10 protein-coding genes are annotated in these 16,073 nt (G+C 68.2%); 6 read left to right on the top strand and 4 right to left on the bottom strand.

Features of this window, described 5'->3' with window-relative positions; all coding sequences use genetic code 11:
* Positions 1 to 36: 36 nt before the first annotated feature.
* Positions 37 to 564 (bottom strand): adenine phosphoribosyltransferase, encoded by a 528-nt coding sequence (locus ACO07I_RS07905; protein WP_422016020.1) that lies wholly within the window; start codon positions 562 to 564, stop codon positions 37 to 39.
* A 14-nt stretch (positions 565 to 578) separates the two neighbouring features.
* Entirely contained in the window at positions 579 to 2,036 is a 1,458-nt protein-coding gene (locus ACO07I_RS07900) for an amidase (RefSeq protein WP_422016018.1), read from the bottom strand.
* 101 nt (positions 2,037 to 2,137) lie between these two features.
* Between ACO07I_RS07900 and ACO07I_RS07895 the strand changes: the two genes are divergently transcribed.
* A complete protein-coding gene (locus ACO07I_RS07895; RefSeq protein ID WP_422016016.1) occupies positions 2,138 to 2,335 on the top strand; it encodes a DUF2798 domain-containing protein in 198 nt (65 codons plus the stop codon).
* Positions 2,336 to 2,338: 3 nt separating this feature from the next.
* Here ACO07I_RS07895 and hrpB read toward each other — a convergent pair whose 3' ends face one another.
* On the bottom strand, positions 2,339 to 4,807 hold the full coding sequence (gene hrpB / locus ACO07I_RS07890; RefSeq protein WP_422016014.1) for an ATP-dependent helicase HrpB: 2,469 nt from the start codon (positions 4,805 to 4,807) through the stop codon (positions 2,339 to 2,341).
* Between the two features lie 79 nt (positions 4,808 to 4,886).
* On the opposite strand from hrpB, the gene ACO07I_RS07885 reads away from it, so the two are divergent.
* Entirely contained in the window at positions 4,887 to 5,291 is a 405-nt protein-coding gene (locus ACO07I_RS07885) for a VOC family protein (RefSeq protein ID WP_422016012.1), read from the top strand.
* A gap of 7 nt (positions 5,292 to 5,298) precedes the next feature.
* Entirely contained in the window at positions 5,299 to 8,718 is a 3,420-nt protein-coding gene (putA, locus tag ACO07I_RS07880) for a trifunctional transcriptional regulator/proline dehydrogenase/L-glutamate gamma-semialdehyde dehydrogenase (RefSeq protein WP_422016010.1), read from the top strand.
* Positions 8,719 to 8,733: 15 nt separating this feature from the next.
* Here the strand turns inward: putA and ACO07I_RS07875 are convergent, their stop codons facing one another.
* The gene (locus ACO07I_RS07875) at positions 8,734 to 9,018 is read right to left on the bottom strand and encodes a hypothetical protein (RefSeq protein WP_422016008.1); all 285 of its coding nucleotides are present in this window, start codon (positions 9,016 to 9,018) and stop codon (positions 8,734 to 8,736) included.
* 109 nt (positions 9,019 to 9,127) lie between these two features.
* Between ACO07I_RS07875 and ACO07I_RS07870 the strand changes: the two genes are divergently transcribed.
* The 3 genes from ACO07I_RS07870 (at position 9,128) to ACO07I_RS07860 (ending at position 16,062) form a co-directional block, all read left to right on the top strand.
* On the top strand, positions 9,128 to 9,775 hold the full coding sequence (locus tag ACO07I_RS07870) for a hypothetical protein (RefSeq protein WP_422016006.1): 648 nt from the start codon (positions 9,128 to 9,130) through the stop codon (positions 9,773 to 9,775).
* 129 nt (positions 9,776 to 9,904) lie between these two features.
* Entirely contained in the window at positions 9,905 to 14,545 is a 4,641-nt protein-coding gene (gltB, locus tag ACO07I_RS07865; protein WP_422016004.1) for a glutamate synthase large subunit, read from the top strand.
* A 65-nt stretch (positions 14,546 to 14,610) separates the two neighbouring features.
* A complete protein-coding gene (locus ACO07I_RS07860) occupies positions 14,611 to 16,062 on the top strand; it encodes a glutamate synthase subunit beta (protein WP_422016002.1) in 1,452 nt (483 codons plus the stop codon).
* Positions 16,063 to 16,073: the final 11 nt, after the last annotated feature.

Genomic DNA, 16,073 nt, shown 5'->3' with positions numbered 1-16,073 from the left:
ACGCCGCGCTCTGCGCGGCTCCTCAGGATGAGGTCTCTAGCTGTCGTACTGCAGCAGCGTTTCGACCGGCGGTGTCAGTCTCTTGCGGCCTTCGAGGAAGGTGAGCTCGATGATGACGGCGGTCGCGGGCACGACGGCGCCGACGGTCTCGAGCAGGTTCACGGCGGCGGACATGGTGCCGCCGGTTGCCAGCAGATCGTCGACCAGCACGACCCGCGCGCCCTTGTGCACGGCATCCTGCTGGATTTCGATCGTGTCGGTGCCGTATTCCAGCGCATAGGTGTGGCGCACCGTGGTGCCGGGCAGCTTGCCCTGCTTGCGCATCATCACGAAGCCGGTGCCGAGCGCGAGGGCGAGCGGCGCGGCCAGCAGAAAGCCGCGCGATTCGATTCCCGCCAGCATGTCGGGCTTGTGCGGCCGGATCAGATCGGCCAGCCGCTCGATGGCCGTATGCCAGGCCTTGGCGTGCGCCAGCAAAGTCGAGATGTCGTAGAAGAGGATGCCCGGCTTGGGGAAGTCGGGGATCGAGCGAATGTGCTTCTTGAGGTCGATATCCTTGGACATTCTGGCTCCTGAGCTCAGCTATAGGCCGGCGGCGGCACGAAGCCGCGATATTCCTTCTCGAGCAGCTTGGCGAACTGGATGCACTCGTAGTCGCCATACTGCCGGCCGATGATCTGCACGCCGATCGGCAGGCCTTCCTTGCTCTGGCCGATCGGGGCGGCGGTCGAGGGCAGCCAGGTGACGCCCGAGTAGCCCGCCCAGAAGATCTGGTCGACCACCGGCACCTGCTTGTTGTTCACGACGATCGTGCGCTTGTGGCGCAGGCCCGCCTGGTCGTGCGGGAAGGCCGCGGTCACGGCGACCGGGCACAGCATCAGGTCGTAGTCCTGGAAGAACGCATCCCAGGCGAGCCGCATCCTGTGGCGCTTCTCGTTCAGCCCCAGCCAGGCACGATGCGACAGCGAGTTGCCCCGCTGCATCTGCGCGAAGTAGCTCATGTCGGAGGCGGGCAGGCTGGCCGCGTCCTTGACGGCCTGCTCGTGGACAGCGTCACTCATGCGGCCCGACGTCGCCGCGCGCAGCAGCCGGATGTAGACGTCGTTCAGCTCGACCGTGTCGATCTCCGGCCGCGCCTTGTCGTTCACCTTGACCTTGTTCTTGGCCAGGAACGAGGCGAGCTTGGAGATCTGCTCCTGAACCGAATCGTCGACCTCCGCGTTCGGGTCGGTGAGCAGCACCGCCACCTTGAAGTCGCGCAGCTTGGTCTTCTTCGAACGCGGCAAAGTGAGTGTCCAGCCGCGGCCATCGATCGCGTCGGGACCGGCCATCGCCGTGAGCGCGATCTCGAGATCCTCCGCGCCACGGGCCAGCGGACCGACCACGCCGATATCGCCATAGGCGACGGCGCCCGCGAGCGCATGGCCCTTCGGCGAGACGACGCCCCAACTCGGCTTGTGGCCCCACACGCCGCAATAATGGGCGGGGTTGCGGATCGAGGCGCCGATGTCGCTGCCGGCCTCGATACCGGTGAGGCCGGCGGCCAGCGCCGCGCCCGAACCGCCCGAGGACCCGCCGGGCGTCCGGCCGAGATCCCAGGGATTGTTGGTCGAGCCGTAGACCTCATTGTAGCTCTGCCAGTCGGCGAGGTTCAGCGGCACGTTGGTCTTGCCGAACAGCGTGACGCCGGCATCCATCATGCGCTGCGTGACCAGCGAATTCTGCGTCGCGACCGTGTCCTTGAAGGCGGGATCGCCCCAGGTGGTGGGCAAACCCGCGACGTCGAACGATTCCTTGATCGTCATCGGCACGCCGTGCAGCGGCCCGAGCTTCTTGCCGGCCTTCACCGCGCGGTCCGCCGCCTTGGCACGCTTGCGGGCGCCCTCGATGTCGGTCGCGATGATGGCGTTGAGTTCGGGATTATAGGCCTCGACCCGCTTCAGGTAGAGGTCGAGCAGTTCGAGGCAGCCGATCTTCTTCTTCCGGACCGCAGCGGCGAGCTGCTTGGCGGTCTGGAACGGGAGGGCGAGGGACATGGGAGGAGGGCTTCCGCAACGGGGATGGACGAGGTCCAAGCCCGTACCATATTGTCCGGCCCGCCGTGAAGAAACTCCCCGCCCGAACGATGCACATCGCCATGCCGTTGGCGCTGACCTTCGTCATGACCTTCATCGTCTCCGGCATCGCCACGATCCGGGCGATCGGATTCGAACCGGGTATGACCGCCCGCTGGATGGAATCGTGGATGGCCTCCTGGATGGTCGCCTTTCCGACCATGCTGTTCCTGATGCCGCTGATGCGCCGCCTGCTGTCGCGGCTGATCGAGACACGGTAGAACTTACCGCGGTCGAGGCCGCGCCCTTGCCGTGGGCTCGGCAACCAGCGGATCGTCGGGCCAGTAGTGGCGCGGGTAGCGGCCCTTGAGTTCGGATTTCACGGCCTTGTAACCATTGGCCCAGAAGCTCGCGAGATCGCGCGTTACCTGGACTGGCCGGCGCGCCGGGGAGAGCAGGTGGATGGTGAGCGGCACCTTGCCGCCGGCGATGCGTGGCGTCTCGGTGAGCCCGAACATCTCCTGCAGGCGCACGGAGAGCGTCGGCTCATCGGGGTTGGCATAGTCGATCGCCACCCGCGATCCGCTCGGCACCTCGACGTGCGTCGGCACCAGTCGCTCGACCTCGCGCTGCTTTTCCCATGGCACCAACGCCTTGAGTGCGGCGGCGAGATCGATGCGGGCGAGATGATCCTTGCGCGACACGCCATCGAGCGAGGGGCCGAGCCAGTCGGGCAGCGACGCGAGCAAGGCCGTGTCCGAAAGATCGGGCCAGTCCTCGCCGGCATGGCGGCGCAGGAAGCCGATGCGCTCGCGCCAGCGCACGAGGTCGTCGCTCCAGGGCAGGGCACCGAGCCCAAGTTGCCGCACGCCGTCGAGCATGGCGGCCTGGACCTTGTCGGGATCGGGCCGGCCGAGCGGCTTGTCCTCGAGCGCGAGTGCGCCCAGCCGGCGACGCCGCCGCGCCAGCACCGCGCCGTCGCGCGCGCTCCACTGCACGAGCTGCTCGTCGATGATGCGGTCGGCGTAGAGGTCTTCGATCTCTGCGACGGTGATCGGCGCCGCGAGGAAGATGCGCGATTCCTGCGCCGAGCCGTCGAGATCGGCGACCACCAGGAACTCCTCGTTGGCCATCGGATCGCCTTCGGGCAGCGCGGCACCGCGGCCGCCCGACAGGAGATAGCGCCCGGCGGTGCCGGGGCGGCGACGCGCGATCCGGTCGGGATAGGCGAGCGCCAGCAGCGGTCCCGTCATGGCGACCTCGGCGCGTTCGTCGCCGCCGCCGCGCGGCATCAGGCGCCGCGCTGCCTCCTGGATGGGGCGCAGCGTGCCGTCGCGCCGGCCGCTCAGCGCGATGTCGACCCGGTGGCGGAGGTCGGCGTCGCGCTGGCCCGGCGGCAGGCGCAGGAAATCGCGTTCGCCCAGGATCGCGGCCAGCAGGGCGGCAACCTTGCCTTGACCCAGTTCGCGGCCCTTCAGCACGAGATGCGCGATGCGCGGATGCTGGCCGAGGCGGACCATGGCGCGGCCATGCGCGGTGATCGCGCCGGCGCCGTCGATCGCGCCGAGATCGGCCAGCAGCGCGCGCGCCGTGGCGAGCGCAGCAGCGGGCGGCGGCGTCAGCCATGGCAGGCTCGCGGCATCGCTGGTGCCCCAGGCGGCCAGCTCCAGCGCCAGCGGTGCCAGGTCGGCGTCGAGGATCTCGGGTGGTGTGAAGGGCAGCAGCCCGCGCTGTGACTGCTCCGGCCACAGGCGATAGCAGATGCCGGGCTCGAGGCGGCCGGCGCGGCCCCTGCGCTGATCGGCCGATGCCTGGCTGACGCGCACGGTTTCGAGCCGCGTCATGCCCGAGCGCGGCGAGAATTTCGGCACGCGCATCTGGCCGCTGTCGATCACGATGCGCACGCCCTCGATGGTGAGGCTGGTCTCGGCGATCGAGGTCGCCAGCACGATTTTGCGCCGGCCCGGCGGCGAGGGCGCGATGGCGCGGTCCTGGTCGGCGGGCGACAGGTCGCCATAGAGCGGCGCCACGTCGACATTCGGGCCGATGCCCTGCAGCCGTTCCTCGACACGGCGGATCTCGCCGACGCCCGGCAGGAAGACGAGGGCGCTGCCGCTTTCCTCGGCGAGCGCGCGGCGCACGGCGGCAGCAACGCTGTCCTCGATACGGCCGGCGGACTCGCGATCGAGATAGCGCGTGTCGACCGGGAACATGCGGCCCGCACTCTCGATCACCGGTGCGCCGCCGAGCCGCGCCGACACCGGGCCGGGGTCGAGCGTCGCCGACATGGCCACGACGCGCAGGTCCTCGCGCAGCGCGCTCTGCGCCTCGCGCACCAGGGCGAATGAAAGATCGGTGTCCAGTCCGCGCTCGTGCAGCTCATCGAAGATGACGCAGGCCACTGACTCGAGCGAGGGATCCTCCTGCAGCAGGCGCAGGAACAGGCCGTCGGTCACCACTTCGATGCGGGTGCGCGGCCCGACCTTGCTGTCGAACCGCACGCGATAGCCCACGGTCTCGCCGACCGACTCGCCCAGCGTCGCGGCCATGCGCCGGGCGGCGGCGCGCGCGGCCAGCCGTCGCGGCTCCTGCATCACGATCTTGCGGTCGCCGAGCCAGGGCGCATCGAGCAGCGCCAGCGGCACGCGCGTCGTCTTGCCGGCGCCCGGCGGCGCCACCAGCACGGCGGCGTTGCCGGCCACCAGCGCGGCCTTGAGACGCGGCAGCGCCTCGTCGACGGGAAGATGCTCCATCGATCTTGTCACGGCGCGGGTGGATAGACGGAATGAAGGGGCGGGTTCACTCTGGGTTTCTTACGCTTGAGGTCGTGCAATGTCTGTCGTCGTCGAAGCCCTGGATCATATCGTCGTCAACGTGCGCGACGTAGAGGTCGCCGCCGCCTGGTACGAGCGCGTGCTGGGCATGACGCGCAAGATCACCGAGCCACGGCCCGGGCATCGCGTCACGTCGATGCACTTCGGCCACCAGAAGATCAACCTCCGCCCTGAGACCGCCACACAGAAGCAATGGTTCACGGGCAAGACCGTGGCACCGGGCAGCGACGATCTGTGTTTCCTGACGCAGTCGACGCCGCAGGCGGTGGCCGATCATTTCCGGAGTTGTGGCGTGGAGATCGAAGAAGGTCCGAGCGAGAAGAGTGGCGCGATGGGCACGATCGTCTCGGTCTATTGCCGCGATCCCGACGGCAACCTGATCGAGGTGTCGTCCTACAAATAGGCGGAACATGACCGCGCCGTTCGAAAGCTTCGCCCGCTCGCTGCGACCGCTGCCGCCGTTGCGGGCCGCCATCACGGCCGCCTATCGCCGGCCCGAGCCCGAGTGCATCCCGCCGCTGCTCGATCTCGCGACCCTGAGCCCGTCCGCGACGGCCAAGGCCCGTGCGCTGGCGCGGCAGCTGGTCGAAGCGTTGCGGGCAAAGGTGCCGTCGGGCGGCGTCGAGGGGCTGATCCACGAATATGCACTGTCCAGCCAGGAGGGCGTGGCGCTGATGTGCCTCGCGGAGGCGCTGCTGCGCATTCCCGACGACGAGACGCGCGACGCGCTGATCCGCGACAAGATCGGCGGCGGCGACTGGCACGCCCATCTCGGACGCAGCCCGTCGCTGTTCGTGAACGCCGCGACCTGGGGTCTGATGCTGACCGGCCGGCTTACGGCGACCAGCAGCGAGAACAGCCTGTCGGCCGCGCTCACGCGGCTGATCGCCCGGGGTGGCGAGCCGCTGATCCGCGGCGGCGTGAACATCGCGATGCGCCTGATGGGCGAGCAGTTCGTCGCCGGCCAGACGATCGAGGAGGCGTTGGCCAACGGCCGCCGCTTCGAGGAAGAGGGCTTTCGCTATTCCTATGACATGCTGGGCGAGGCGGCGATCACCGCGGCGCAGGCCGAGCACTACCGCCAGGCCTACGAGCGGGCGATCCATGCCATCGGCCGCGCCTCGGCCGGGCGCGGCATCTATGAGGGCGCCGGCATCTCGCTGAAACTCTCGGCGCTGCATCCGCGCTACAGCCGTTCGCAAGCCGAGCGCGTCCATGCCGAACTCTATCCGCGCCTGCGCGATCTCGCGGTGCTGGCGCGCCGCTACGATATCGGCGTGAACATCGATGCGGAGGAGGCCGACCGGCTCGAACTCTCCCTCGACCTGCTCGAGCGGCTCTGCTTCGAGCCCGCGCTGGAAGGCTGGAACGGCATCGGCTTCGTGGTCCAGGCCTACAAGAAACGTGCGGCCTTCGTGATCGACCATCTGATCGATCTCGGCCGCCGCAGCCGGCACCGGCTGATGATCCGGCTGGTCAAGGGCGCCTACTGGGACAGCGAGATCAAGCGCGCGCAGGTCGACGGGCTGGAGGATTTCCCGGTCTTCACGCGCAAGATCCACACCGACGTCTCCTATCTCGCCTGCGCCCGCAAGCTGCTGGCGGCGCCGGACGCGGCCTTCCCGCAATTCGCCACGCACAATGCGCTGACGTTGGCGTCGATCCACGCCATGGCCGGCGAGAATTTCTATGCCGGGCAGTACGAATTCCAGTGCCTGCATGGCATGGGCGAGCCGCTCTACGAGGAGGTGGTCGGGCGCGAAAAGCTCAACCGGCCGTGTCGCATCTATGCGCCCGTCGGCACGCACGAGACGTTGCTCGCCTATCTGGTGCGCCGCCTGCTGGAGAACGGTGCCAACACTTCCTTCGTTAATCAGGTCGCCGATCCCGACCTGGCCATCGACAGGCTGCTGGCCGATCCGGTCGAACGCGCCCGCAGCGTCTCCGCAGTCGGCGCGCCGCATCCGCTCATCGTGTTGCCGCGCGACCTGTTCGGGCCGACGCGGGCCAATTCGCGCGGCCTCGATCTGGTCAACGAAAGCGTGCTCGCTTCGCTGGCGCGGGAACTGGTTGCCGGTGCCTCGACCCTGATGCGCGCAACGCCGGTCCTGACGGACGGTCCGCGCGACGGCACCGCGCGAGAGGTGCGCAATCCCGCGGACAGCGGCGATGTCGTGGGCATCGTCGTCGACGCCACCCCGGACCTGGTGGATGAAGCTGGCGCGAAGGCCGTGCCATGGTCGGCGCCGCCGGCCGAGCGCGCGGCGATCCTGCGCCGGGCGGCCGATCTCCTGGAAGCCCGCATGGAAAAGCTGCTGGGGCCGATCGTACGCGAGGCCGGCAAGACGCTGGGCAATGCGGTGGGGGAGGTCCGCGAAGCGGTCGATTTCCTGCGCTATTATGCGAATTGCGTCGAGGGATTCGACAACGCGACCCACCGGCCGCTCGGCGTCGTCGCCTGTATCAGCCCATGGAACTTTCCGCTCTCGATCTTCACCGGACAGGTCGCGGGCGCTCTGGCGGCGGGCAATGCCGTGATCGCCAAGCCGGCGGAAGAAACGCCGCTGATCGCGGCCCTCGCAGTGGACATGCTGCACGAGGCCGGCGTGCCGCACGCCGTGCTGCAGTTCCTGCCGGGCGATGGCGAGATCGGCAAGCGGCTGGTGGCCAACGCGACCGTGGCGGGCGTGGTCTTCACCGGCTCGACCGAGGCGGCGCAATCGATCAACCGCACCCTGGCGCGACGCCTTGGCGCCGAGGGCAGGCCGGTGCCGCTGATCGCCGAGACCGGCGGGCAGAACGCGCTGGTAGCGGATTCGTCGGCGCTGCCCGAGCAACTCGTGATCGACGCGCTCACGTCGGCTTTCGATTCGGCCGGCCAGCGCTGCTCGGCGCTGCGCGTCCTCTGCCTGCAGGATGACATCGCGGGCAAGGTCTTGCCAATGCTGCAGGGCGCGATGGCGGAGCTGGGGATCGGCAGTCCCGACCGCCTGTCCGTCGATGTCGGCCCCGTCATCTCGGCCGAGGCGCAGAAGCGCCTGCTCGACCATGTCGAGCGCATGCGCGGGGCCGGCCATCGCGTCCACCAGGTGCCGCTTCCCGACGAAGCGGCGCGGGGGACCTTCGTGCCGCCGACCCTGATCGAGGTTGGCGCTCTCTCCGACCTGCCGGGCGAGGTCTTCGGGCCGGTGCTTCACGTCCTGCGCTATCGGCGCGAGGAGATGGAGGAGGTGATCCGTGCGGTCAACGCGACCGGCTTCGGCCTGACCTTCGGCGTGCACAGCCGCATCGACGAGACCATCGAGCGCGCGACGGCAACGAGTGCCGCCGGCAACCAGTACGTCAATCGCAACATGATCGGCGCCGTCGTCGGCGTGCAACCGTTCGGCGGCCATGGGCTCTCGGGCACGGGGCCGAAGGCGGGCGGGCCGCTCTACGTGCACCGCCTGCTGGCAAGCGGGCCGGCCGCCGAAGTCGCGCCGGGCGAGCTCGCCGGCCCAGTCGGCGAGCGCAACAGCTACGCGCTCCGGCCGAAGGGCGCCGTCCTGTGCGTTGCGGCCGATCCGGCGGAACGCGAGGCCCAGCGCGATCTCGTTCGCGCGACGGGCAATCGCGTCGCCTCGGACGAAGCCGAGAACATTGCGGCGGTCCTGTTCGCCGGAAGCGAAGGCGAGCTCCTGGGCCTCACCCGGCGCATCGCCGACCGGCCGGGGCGCATCGTCCCGGTCCATGTCGCGCCCTATCCGCGCGCGCTCCTGTTCGACGAGGTGTCAGTCAGCGTCAACACCGCCGCCGCGGGCGGCAATGCCAGTCTGATGGCAATCGGTTAACGGTCGCGCCGACGGTCAGTACAGGCCGTACTTCTTCGGCGGGCCGGGATGATTCACGCACAGCATCTCGGGCGAGGTGATCGGTCCCATCTTGATGCGCTCTTCCTCGCACTTCTCGTAGGTGAAGGGGCCGCCGAACACCTTGGGGCCGCCGCCGACGATGATGTAGGACTTTTCAAGGTACCAGCCGGGGCCGGTATAGGCCTGGCTCGCACCGGGCCCGGTGCAGGCACTCAGGGCAGCAGCCAGCAGGGGAGCCGCGAGCAGGGTCGTCCAGCAACCGATCGAACGTTCCGACATCAGCTCAGCCTCTCCCCCGGGCAATGAACGCTGCCCACGTGCAGCGGGCAAATTAGGCCATGGCCGCGATGTCTTCAATGCATGGAGAAGGACGGCTAGGATGCGGCACATGCGCCGGTTCGTGCTCCTGCCGATCTTGATGGCCATCGCTTCGTGGCCGGGAAGCCTGTTCGCACTCGATTGCGCGGCCCTCACAGACACCGGCATTCCCTTTGCCATTACCTCCGAAGTCACCACTCGGCGGGCGGGTGAGGCGCCTACGACGCGGCTCCAGCAGATGCAGGTGTTGCGGAGGGGCGGGGAGGTCACGATCTACACCGTCGATTCGCCGGTCCTCTATCTCAGGACCCGCGGCGCCAGTTCCCTGTTCCCGGTGGAGGCACTCTATTCGACGGAGCCAAACGATCCGCGCAAATGGACCTATTCGATCGAGCCGACGGTCCATCTCACGCGCGGCCAGCCCGTTAGCTACAGCGCCGACATGAAGAGCGCCGACGGAAGACCCAGGATGGCGGCCAGGATGACCCTGGAAGTGCTCGAAGCCGGCACCCTCGACTTGAGCGGATGCCGCTTCAGGGTCTTGAAGTACCGGCGAACGCTCGAGGGTCTGGCGGACCGCCATCCGGTCTCCAACAGCGAGGAAATCACGTTCGCGCCCGCCCTGCGCATCACGCTGGCGTCGATGCTGCGGACCGGCGACATCGAGGTCGTCAGCACTCCGACGGCAATATCCTTGGATTTCAAGTACATAGAGTAAGTTCCTCACGCCGGCATTTGTGGCGTAACGAGGGCTTTCGTTTGCAGGGGCGGCCGGGCTAATAATGCGCCGATAAGCAAACGCATCCGGGGGGATGCTGGGCCAGCTCGCGCGCCAGCAGGATAGATCATGGGATTGCCTGAGAAGCAGGGACTGTACGACCCACGCAACGAACACGATTCGTGCGGCGTGGGCTTCGTGGCCGACATCAAGGGCCGGAGGACGCACGCTATCGTGCGCCAGGGCCTGCAGATCCTGGTCAATCTCGACCATCGCGGCGCCGTCGGCGCCGATCCGCTGATGGGCGACGGCGCGGGCGCCATGATCCAGATCCCGGACGCGCTGCTGCGCGACTGGGCGCGCAAGGAAGGCGTCGACCTGCCGGCGCCCGGGCACTATGCCGTGGCGATGTGCTTCCTGCCGCCGGATGAGAAGGCAAGAGCGTTTGCAATCAAGCGCTTCGAGCATTTCATTAAAGTGGAAAAGCAGAAGCTGGTGGGCTGGCGCGATGTGCCGACCGACCTGACGGGGCTCGGCAAGGCGGTCATCGAATCGATGCCGGTCATCCGCATGGCGATCGTCGGCCGGGGGGCGAAGGTCGCCGACCAGGACGCATTCGAACGCAAGGTGCTGGCGATCCGCAAGCAGACGCAGAACCCGCTGGCCGACCTCGAGAAGAAGCACAAGCTGCCGGGCCTGTCGGGGCTCTACATGCCGTCCTTCTCGTCGCGCACCGTGGTCTACAAGGGCCTGCTGCTCGCACACCAGGTTGAGAGTTTCTATGAGGATCTGAGAAATCCTCTTTGTGAATCAGCGCTTTGCCTGGTTCATCAGAGATTCTCCACGAACACCTTCCCGTCGTGGAAGCTGGCGCATCCCTACCGGTTCATCGCCCATAACGGCGAGATCAACACGGTGCGCGGCAACGTCAACTGGATGTACGCCCGCCGGCGCACGATGGAATCCGACCTGATCGGCGCCGACCTCGACAAGATGTGGCCGATCATCCCGCACGGCCAGTCGGACACGGCCTGCCTCGACAATGCGCTCGAACTGCTGGTCGCCGGCGGCTACTCGCTGAGCCACGCGATGATGATGCTGATCCCGGAGGCCTGGGCCGGCAATCCGCTGATGGATGGCAGCCGCAAGGCCTTCTACGAGTATCACGCCGCCCTCATGGAGCCGTGGGACGGCCCGGCCTCGATCGCTTTCACCGACGGCCGCCAGATCGGCGCGACCCTCGACCGCAACGGCCTGCGTCCGGCGCGTTTCCTCATCACCGACGACGATCTGGTGGTGATGTCGTCGGAGTCCGGCGTCCTGCCGATTCCTGACGAGAAGATCGTGCGCAAGTGGCGCCTGCAGCCCGGCAAGATGCTGCTGATCGACCTCGAACAGGGCCGCATCGTCGAGGACGAGGAGCTGAAGCGGACCCTGGCCGAGGCCGAGCCCTACGAGGAATGGCTGCGGGAGACTCAGCACAAGCTCGAGGAGCTGTCGGAGATCCCCGACGCGCCCTCGCCGGTGGCGTCGAACGATCCCTCGACCCTGCTCGATCGCCAGCAGGCCTTCGGCTACACGCAGGAGGACATCCAGTTCTTCCTCGAGCCGATGGCCAGCGTCGCCGACGATCCGATCGGTTCGATGGGCACCGACACGCCCATCGCCGTGCTCTCCAAGAAGCCGAAGCTGCTCTACAACTACTTCAAGCAGAACTTCGCCCAGGTCACCAACCCGCCGATCGACCCGATCCGCGAGGAGCTGGTGATGTCGCTGGTTTCGATGATCGGCCCGCGCCCGAACCTGCTCGGCCGCCATGCCGGCATGCACAAGCGCCTCGAAGTGGCCCAGCCGGTGTTGACCAATGCCGAGCTGGAGAAGATCCGCTCGATCGAGGATCTGCTCGACGGCTCGTTCCGCACCGCCACCATCGACACGACCTGGCTCGCCTCCGAGGGTGCGGCCGGCCTGGAAGAAGCGCTGGACCGCGTCTGCGCCGAGGCGACCGACCATGTGCTGGCCGACCGCAACATCCTGATCCTGTCGGATCGCGCGGTGTCGGCCGAGCGCGTGCCGATCCCGGCGCTGCTGGCCACCGCCGCCGTGCATCACAGCCTGATCCGCCGCGGCCTGCGAACCCAGACCGGCCTCGTGGTCGAGACCGGCGAGGCGCGGGAGGTCCATCACTTCTGCTGCCTGGCGGGCTATGGCGCCGAGGCGGTGAATCCCTACCTCGCCTTCGAGACGCTGGAGGCGCTGCGCGTCCAGAACGGCTTGCCGCTCAAGCCCTATGAGGTTCAGAAGAACTTCATCAAGGCGATCGGCAAGGGCCTGCTCAAGGTCATGTCCAAGATGGGCATCTCGACCTACCAGTCCTATTGCGGCGCGCAGATCTTCGACGCGGTCGGCCTGCATTCGGGCTTCGTCGAGAAGTACTTCACCGGCACCGCCACCACGATCGAGGGCGCGGGCTGGCAGGAGATCGCCGAGGAGACGGTGCGCCGTCACCGCAACGCCTATGGCGACAATCCCGTCTATCGCACCATGCTCGACGTCGGCGGCGACTATGCCTTCCGCCTGCGCGGCGAGGAGCATGCCTGGACGCCCGAGAGCGTGTCGCGCCTGCAGCACGCGGTCCGCGGCAACTCGTCGGACGACTACAAGGCCTTCGCGACCTCGATCAACGAGCAGAGCGAACGGCTGCTGACCATCCGCGGCCTGATGCAGCTCAAGTGGGCGGAGCAGCCGATTCCGGTCGAGGAAGTCGAGTCCGCCGCCAGCATCGTGAAGCGTTTCGCCACCGGCGCGATGAGCTTCGGCTCGATCAGCCGCGAGGCCCACACCACGCTCGCCATCGCCATGAACCGGATCGGCGGCAAGTCGAACACCGGCGAGGGCGGCGAGGAGGCGGATCGCTTCAAGCCGCTGGCCAACGGCGATTCGATGCGCTCGGCCATCAAGCAGGTCGCGTCGGGCCGGTTCGGCGTCACGGCCGAATATCTGGTCAATGCCGACGACATCCAGATCAAGATGGCGCAGGGCGCCAAGCCCGGCGAGGGCGGGCAGCTGCCCGGCCACAAGGTCGACGAGAACATCGCCCGCGTCCGCCGCTCGACGGCCGGCGTCGGCCTGATCTCGCCGCCGCCGCACCACGACATCTATTCGATCGAGGATCTGGCGCAGCTCATCCACGATCTGAAGAACGTGAACACGGCGGCGCGGGTCTCCGTGAAGCTCGTCTCCGAGGTCGGGGTCGGCACGGTCGCCGCCGGCGTCAGCAAGGCGCGCGCCGACCATGTCACGATCTCGGGGTACGAGGGCGGCACGGGCGCCTCGCCGCTCACCTCGCTCACCCATGCGGGCTCGCCGTGGGAGATCGGACTGGCCGAGACGCAGCAGACGCTGGTGCTGAACGGGCTGCGCGGCCGCATCGCCGTGCAGGTCGACGGCGGCCTCCGGACCGGTCGTGACGTGGCCATCGGCGCGCTGCTGGGCGCCGACGAGTTCGGCTTCGCCACCGCGCCGCTGATCGCGGCCGGCTGCATCATGATGCGCAAGTGCCACCTCAACACCTGTCCGGTGGGCGTGGCGACGCAGGATCCGGTGCTGCGCAAGCGCTTCACCGGCCAGCCCGAGCACGTGATCAACTACTTCTTCTTCGTCGCCGAGGAACTGCGCGAGATCATGGCGCGGCTGGGCTTCCGCACGTTGAACGAGATGATCGGCCGGGTCGACCGGCTCGACATGCGCAAGGCGATCGACCACTGGAAGGCGGGCGGCGTCGACCTCTCGAAGCTGCTGCACCAGGCGCCAGCGCGCGAGGGCGTGGCGATCTGGAACGTCGAGCGCCAGGACCACGGTCTCGACAAGGCGCTGGACCACAAGCTGATCGAGGCGGCGCAGCCGGCGCTCGAGAAGGGCGAGCCGGTGCAGATCGAGCTGCCGGTCACCAACGTCAACCGCACCGTCGGCGCCATGCTGTCGGGCGAGGTGGCGCGGCGCTACGGCCATGCCGGACTGCCGGAGGACACGATCTCCGTGCGCCTCAGGGGAACCGCGGGCCAGAGCTTCGGCGCCTTCCTGGCGCGCGGCGTGTCGCTCGAACTGTCGGGCGACGGCAACGACTATGTCGGCAAGGGCCTGTCGGGTGGCCGTGTCGTCGTGCGCCAGCCCAGGGACTGCGCGCGCGATCCGCTGAAGAACATCATCGTCGGCAACACCGTGCTCTACGGCGCCATCGGCGGCGAGGCCTACTTCGAGGGCGTGGCGGGCGAGCGCTTCGCCGTGCGCAACTCGGGCGCGGTCTGCGTCGTCGAGGGCACCGGCGACCATGGCTGCGAGTACATGACCGGCGGCGTGGTGGTCGTGCTGGGAGACACCGGGCGCAACTTCGCGGCCGGCATGTCCGGCGGCGTCGCCTACGTCTACGATCCGCGGGCCCGCTTCAAGGAGCTGTGCAACCCGGCGATGGTCGATCTGGAGAAGGTCGGTCCGGCGTCGGCCGACGGCGATGAGGACGGGCGTCCGCGCCAGCGCGCGACCGACGTCGAGGACAACGGGATGGGCGACGTGCTGCGCTTCGATGCCGAACGCCTGCGCATCCTGGTCGAGCGCCATCATCTCCACACCGGCAGCGCGCAGGCGCGTGCGCTCCTGGAGGATTGGGACAATGCGCTGCAGAGCTTCGTGAAGGTGATGCCGCGCGACTACAAGCAGGCCCTCCTGCGCGCGCGCGAGCGGGCGGCGGCGAAGGCCGTCGCGGCGGAGTGACGGCGTCTGGCCGTCATCCCGAGCACTCGCGATCATCTGCAAAGGTTTGAGCTGGAGTTACTGACATGGGCCTAGCCACGGGCTTCCTCGAGATCGAGCGCAAGGACCGGTCCTACGAACCGGTCGAGCAGCGCCTAAAGAACTACAAGGAATTCGTCCTGCCGATGGCCCCGGCCGAGGTGTCGCGGCAGGGCGCACGCTGCATGGATTGCGGCATCCCGTATTGTCACAACGGATGCCCGGTCAATAACATCATCCCGCAGTTCAACGAGCTGGTGCGCCGCGACCGCTGGAAAGATGCCCTCGAGGTCCTGCACTCGACCAACAACTTCCCGGAGTTCACCGGTCGCATCTGCCCCGCGCCCTGCGAGGCGTCGTGCACGCTGAACATCGACGACAACCCGGTGACCATCAAGTCGATCGAGTGCGCGATCATCGACCGCGGCTGGCAGGAGGGCTGGATCCAGCCGCTCGTGCCCCCCCACAAGACGGGCAAGCGCGTCGCCGTCGTGGGCTCGGGACCGGCGGGACTGTCCTGCGCCCAGCAACTCGCACGCGCCGGCCATTCGGTCACCCTGTTCGAGAAGGCCGACCGTGTCGGCGGTCTGCTGCGCTACGGCATCCCCGACTTCAAGATGGAAAAGCACCATATCGACCGGCGCATGCGGCAGATGGAGGCCGAGGGCGTCGAGTTCCGCACCGGCGTCGAGGTCGGCGCCACCCTGTCGATCAAGTCGCTGCTGGAAGGCTATGACGCCGTCGCGCTGACCGGCGGCGCCGAACTGCCGCGCGATCTCGAGGTGCCGGGCCGCGAGCTGAACGGCATCCACTTCGCGATGGAATTCCTCACCCAGCAGAACAAGCGCAATGCCGGTGACGACGAGGCGCGCGCCGCGCCGCGCGGCACGCTCAGTGCCAAGGGCAAGCATGTCATCGTGATCGGCGGCGGCGATACAGGCTCCGATTGCGTCGGCACCTCGAACCGTCACGGCGCCGCTTCGGTGACGCAGCTCGAAGTCATGCCGCAGCCGCCGGTGCGTGAGAACAAGGCGCTGACCTGGCCGGACTGGCCGCTCAAGCTGCGCAGCTCGTCGAGCCACGAGGAGGGCGCGGCGCGCGATTTCGCGGTGCTGACCAAGCGGGCGGTGGGCAGCAACGGCAAGATCGAAGCGCTGGAATGCGTGCGCGTCGAATGGGCGAAGGCCGCCGACGGTCGCATGGGCATGCAGGAGGTCGCGGGCAGCAGCTTCGAACTGCGCGCCGATCTGGTGCTGCTGGCCATGGGCTTCCTCGGACCGCGCCGGCCGGGCCTGCTCGAGCAGGCGGGTGTCGCGCTCGATCCGCGCGGCAACGTCGCGGCCAACGTGAAGGACTACCAGACCTCGGTGCCGAGGCTGTTCGCCGCCGGCGACATGCGTCGCGGCCAGTCGCTGGTCGTCTGGGCGATCCGCGAGGGTCGCCAGTGCGCCCGTGCCATTGACGAAAGCCTGATGGGGGCCTCCACCCTGCCGCGCTGACCTGCGGAATG

This window comes from Reyranella sp., from assembly GCF_965227665.1.
Lineage (GTDB): Bacteria > Pseudomonadota > Alphaproteobacteria > Reyranellales > Reyranellaceae > Reyranella.
The sequence above is the reverse complement of the archived record's forward strand: the minus strand, read 5'-3'. Positions and strand labels throughout refer to the sequence as shown.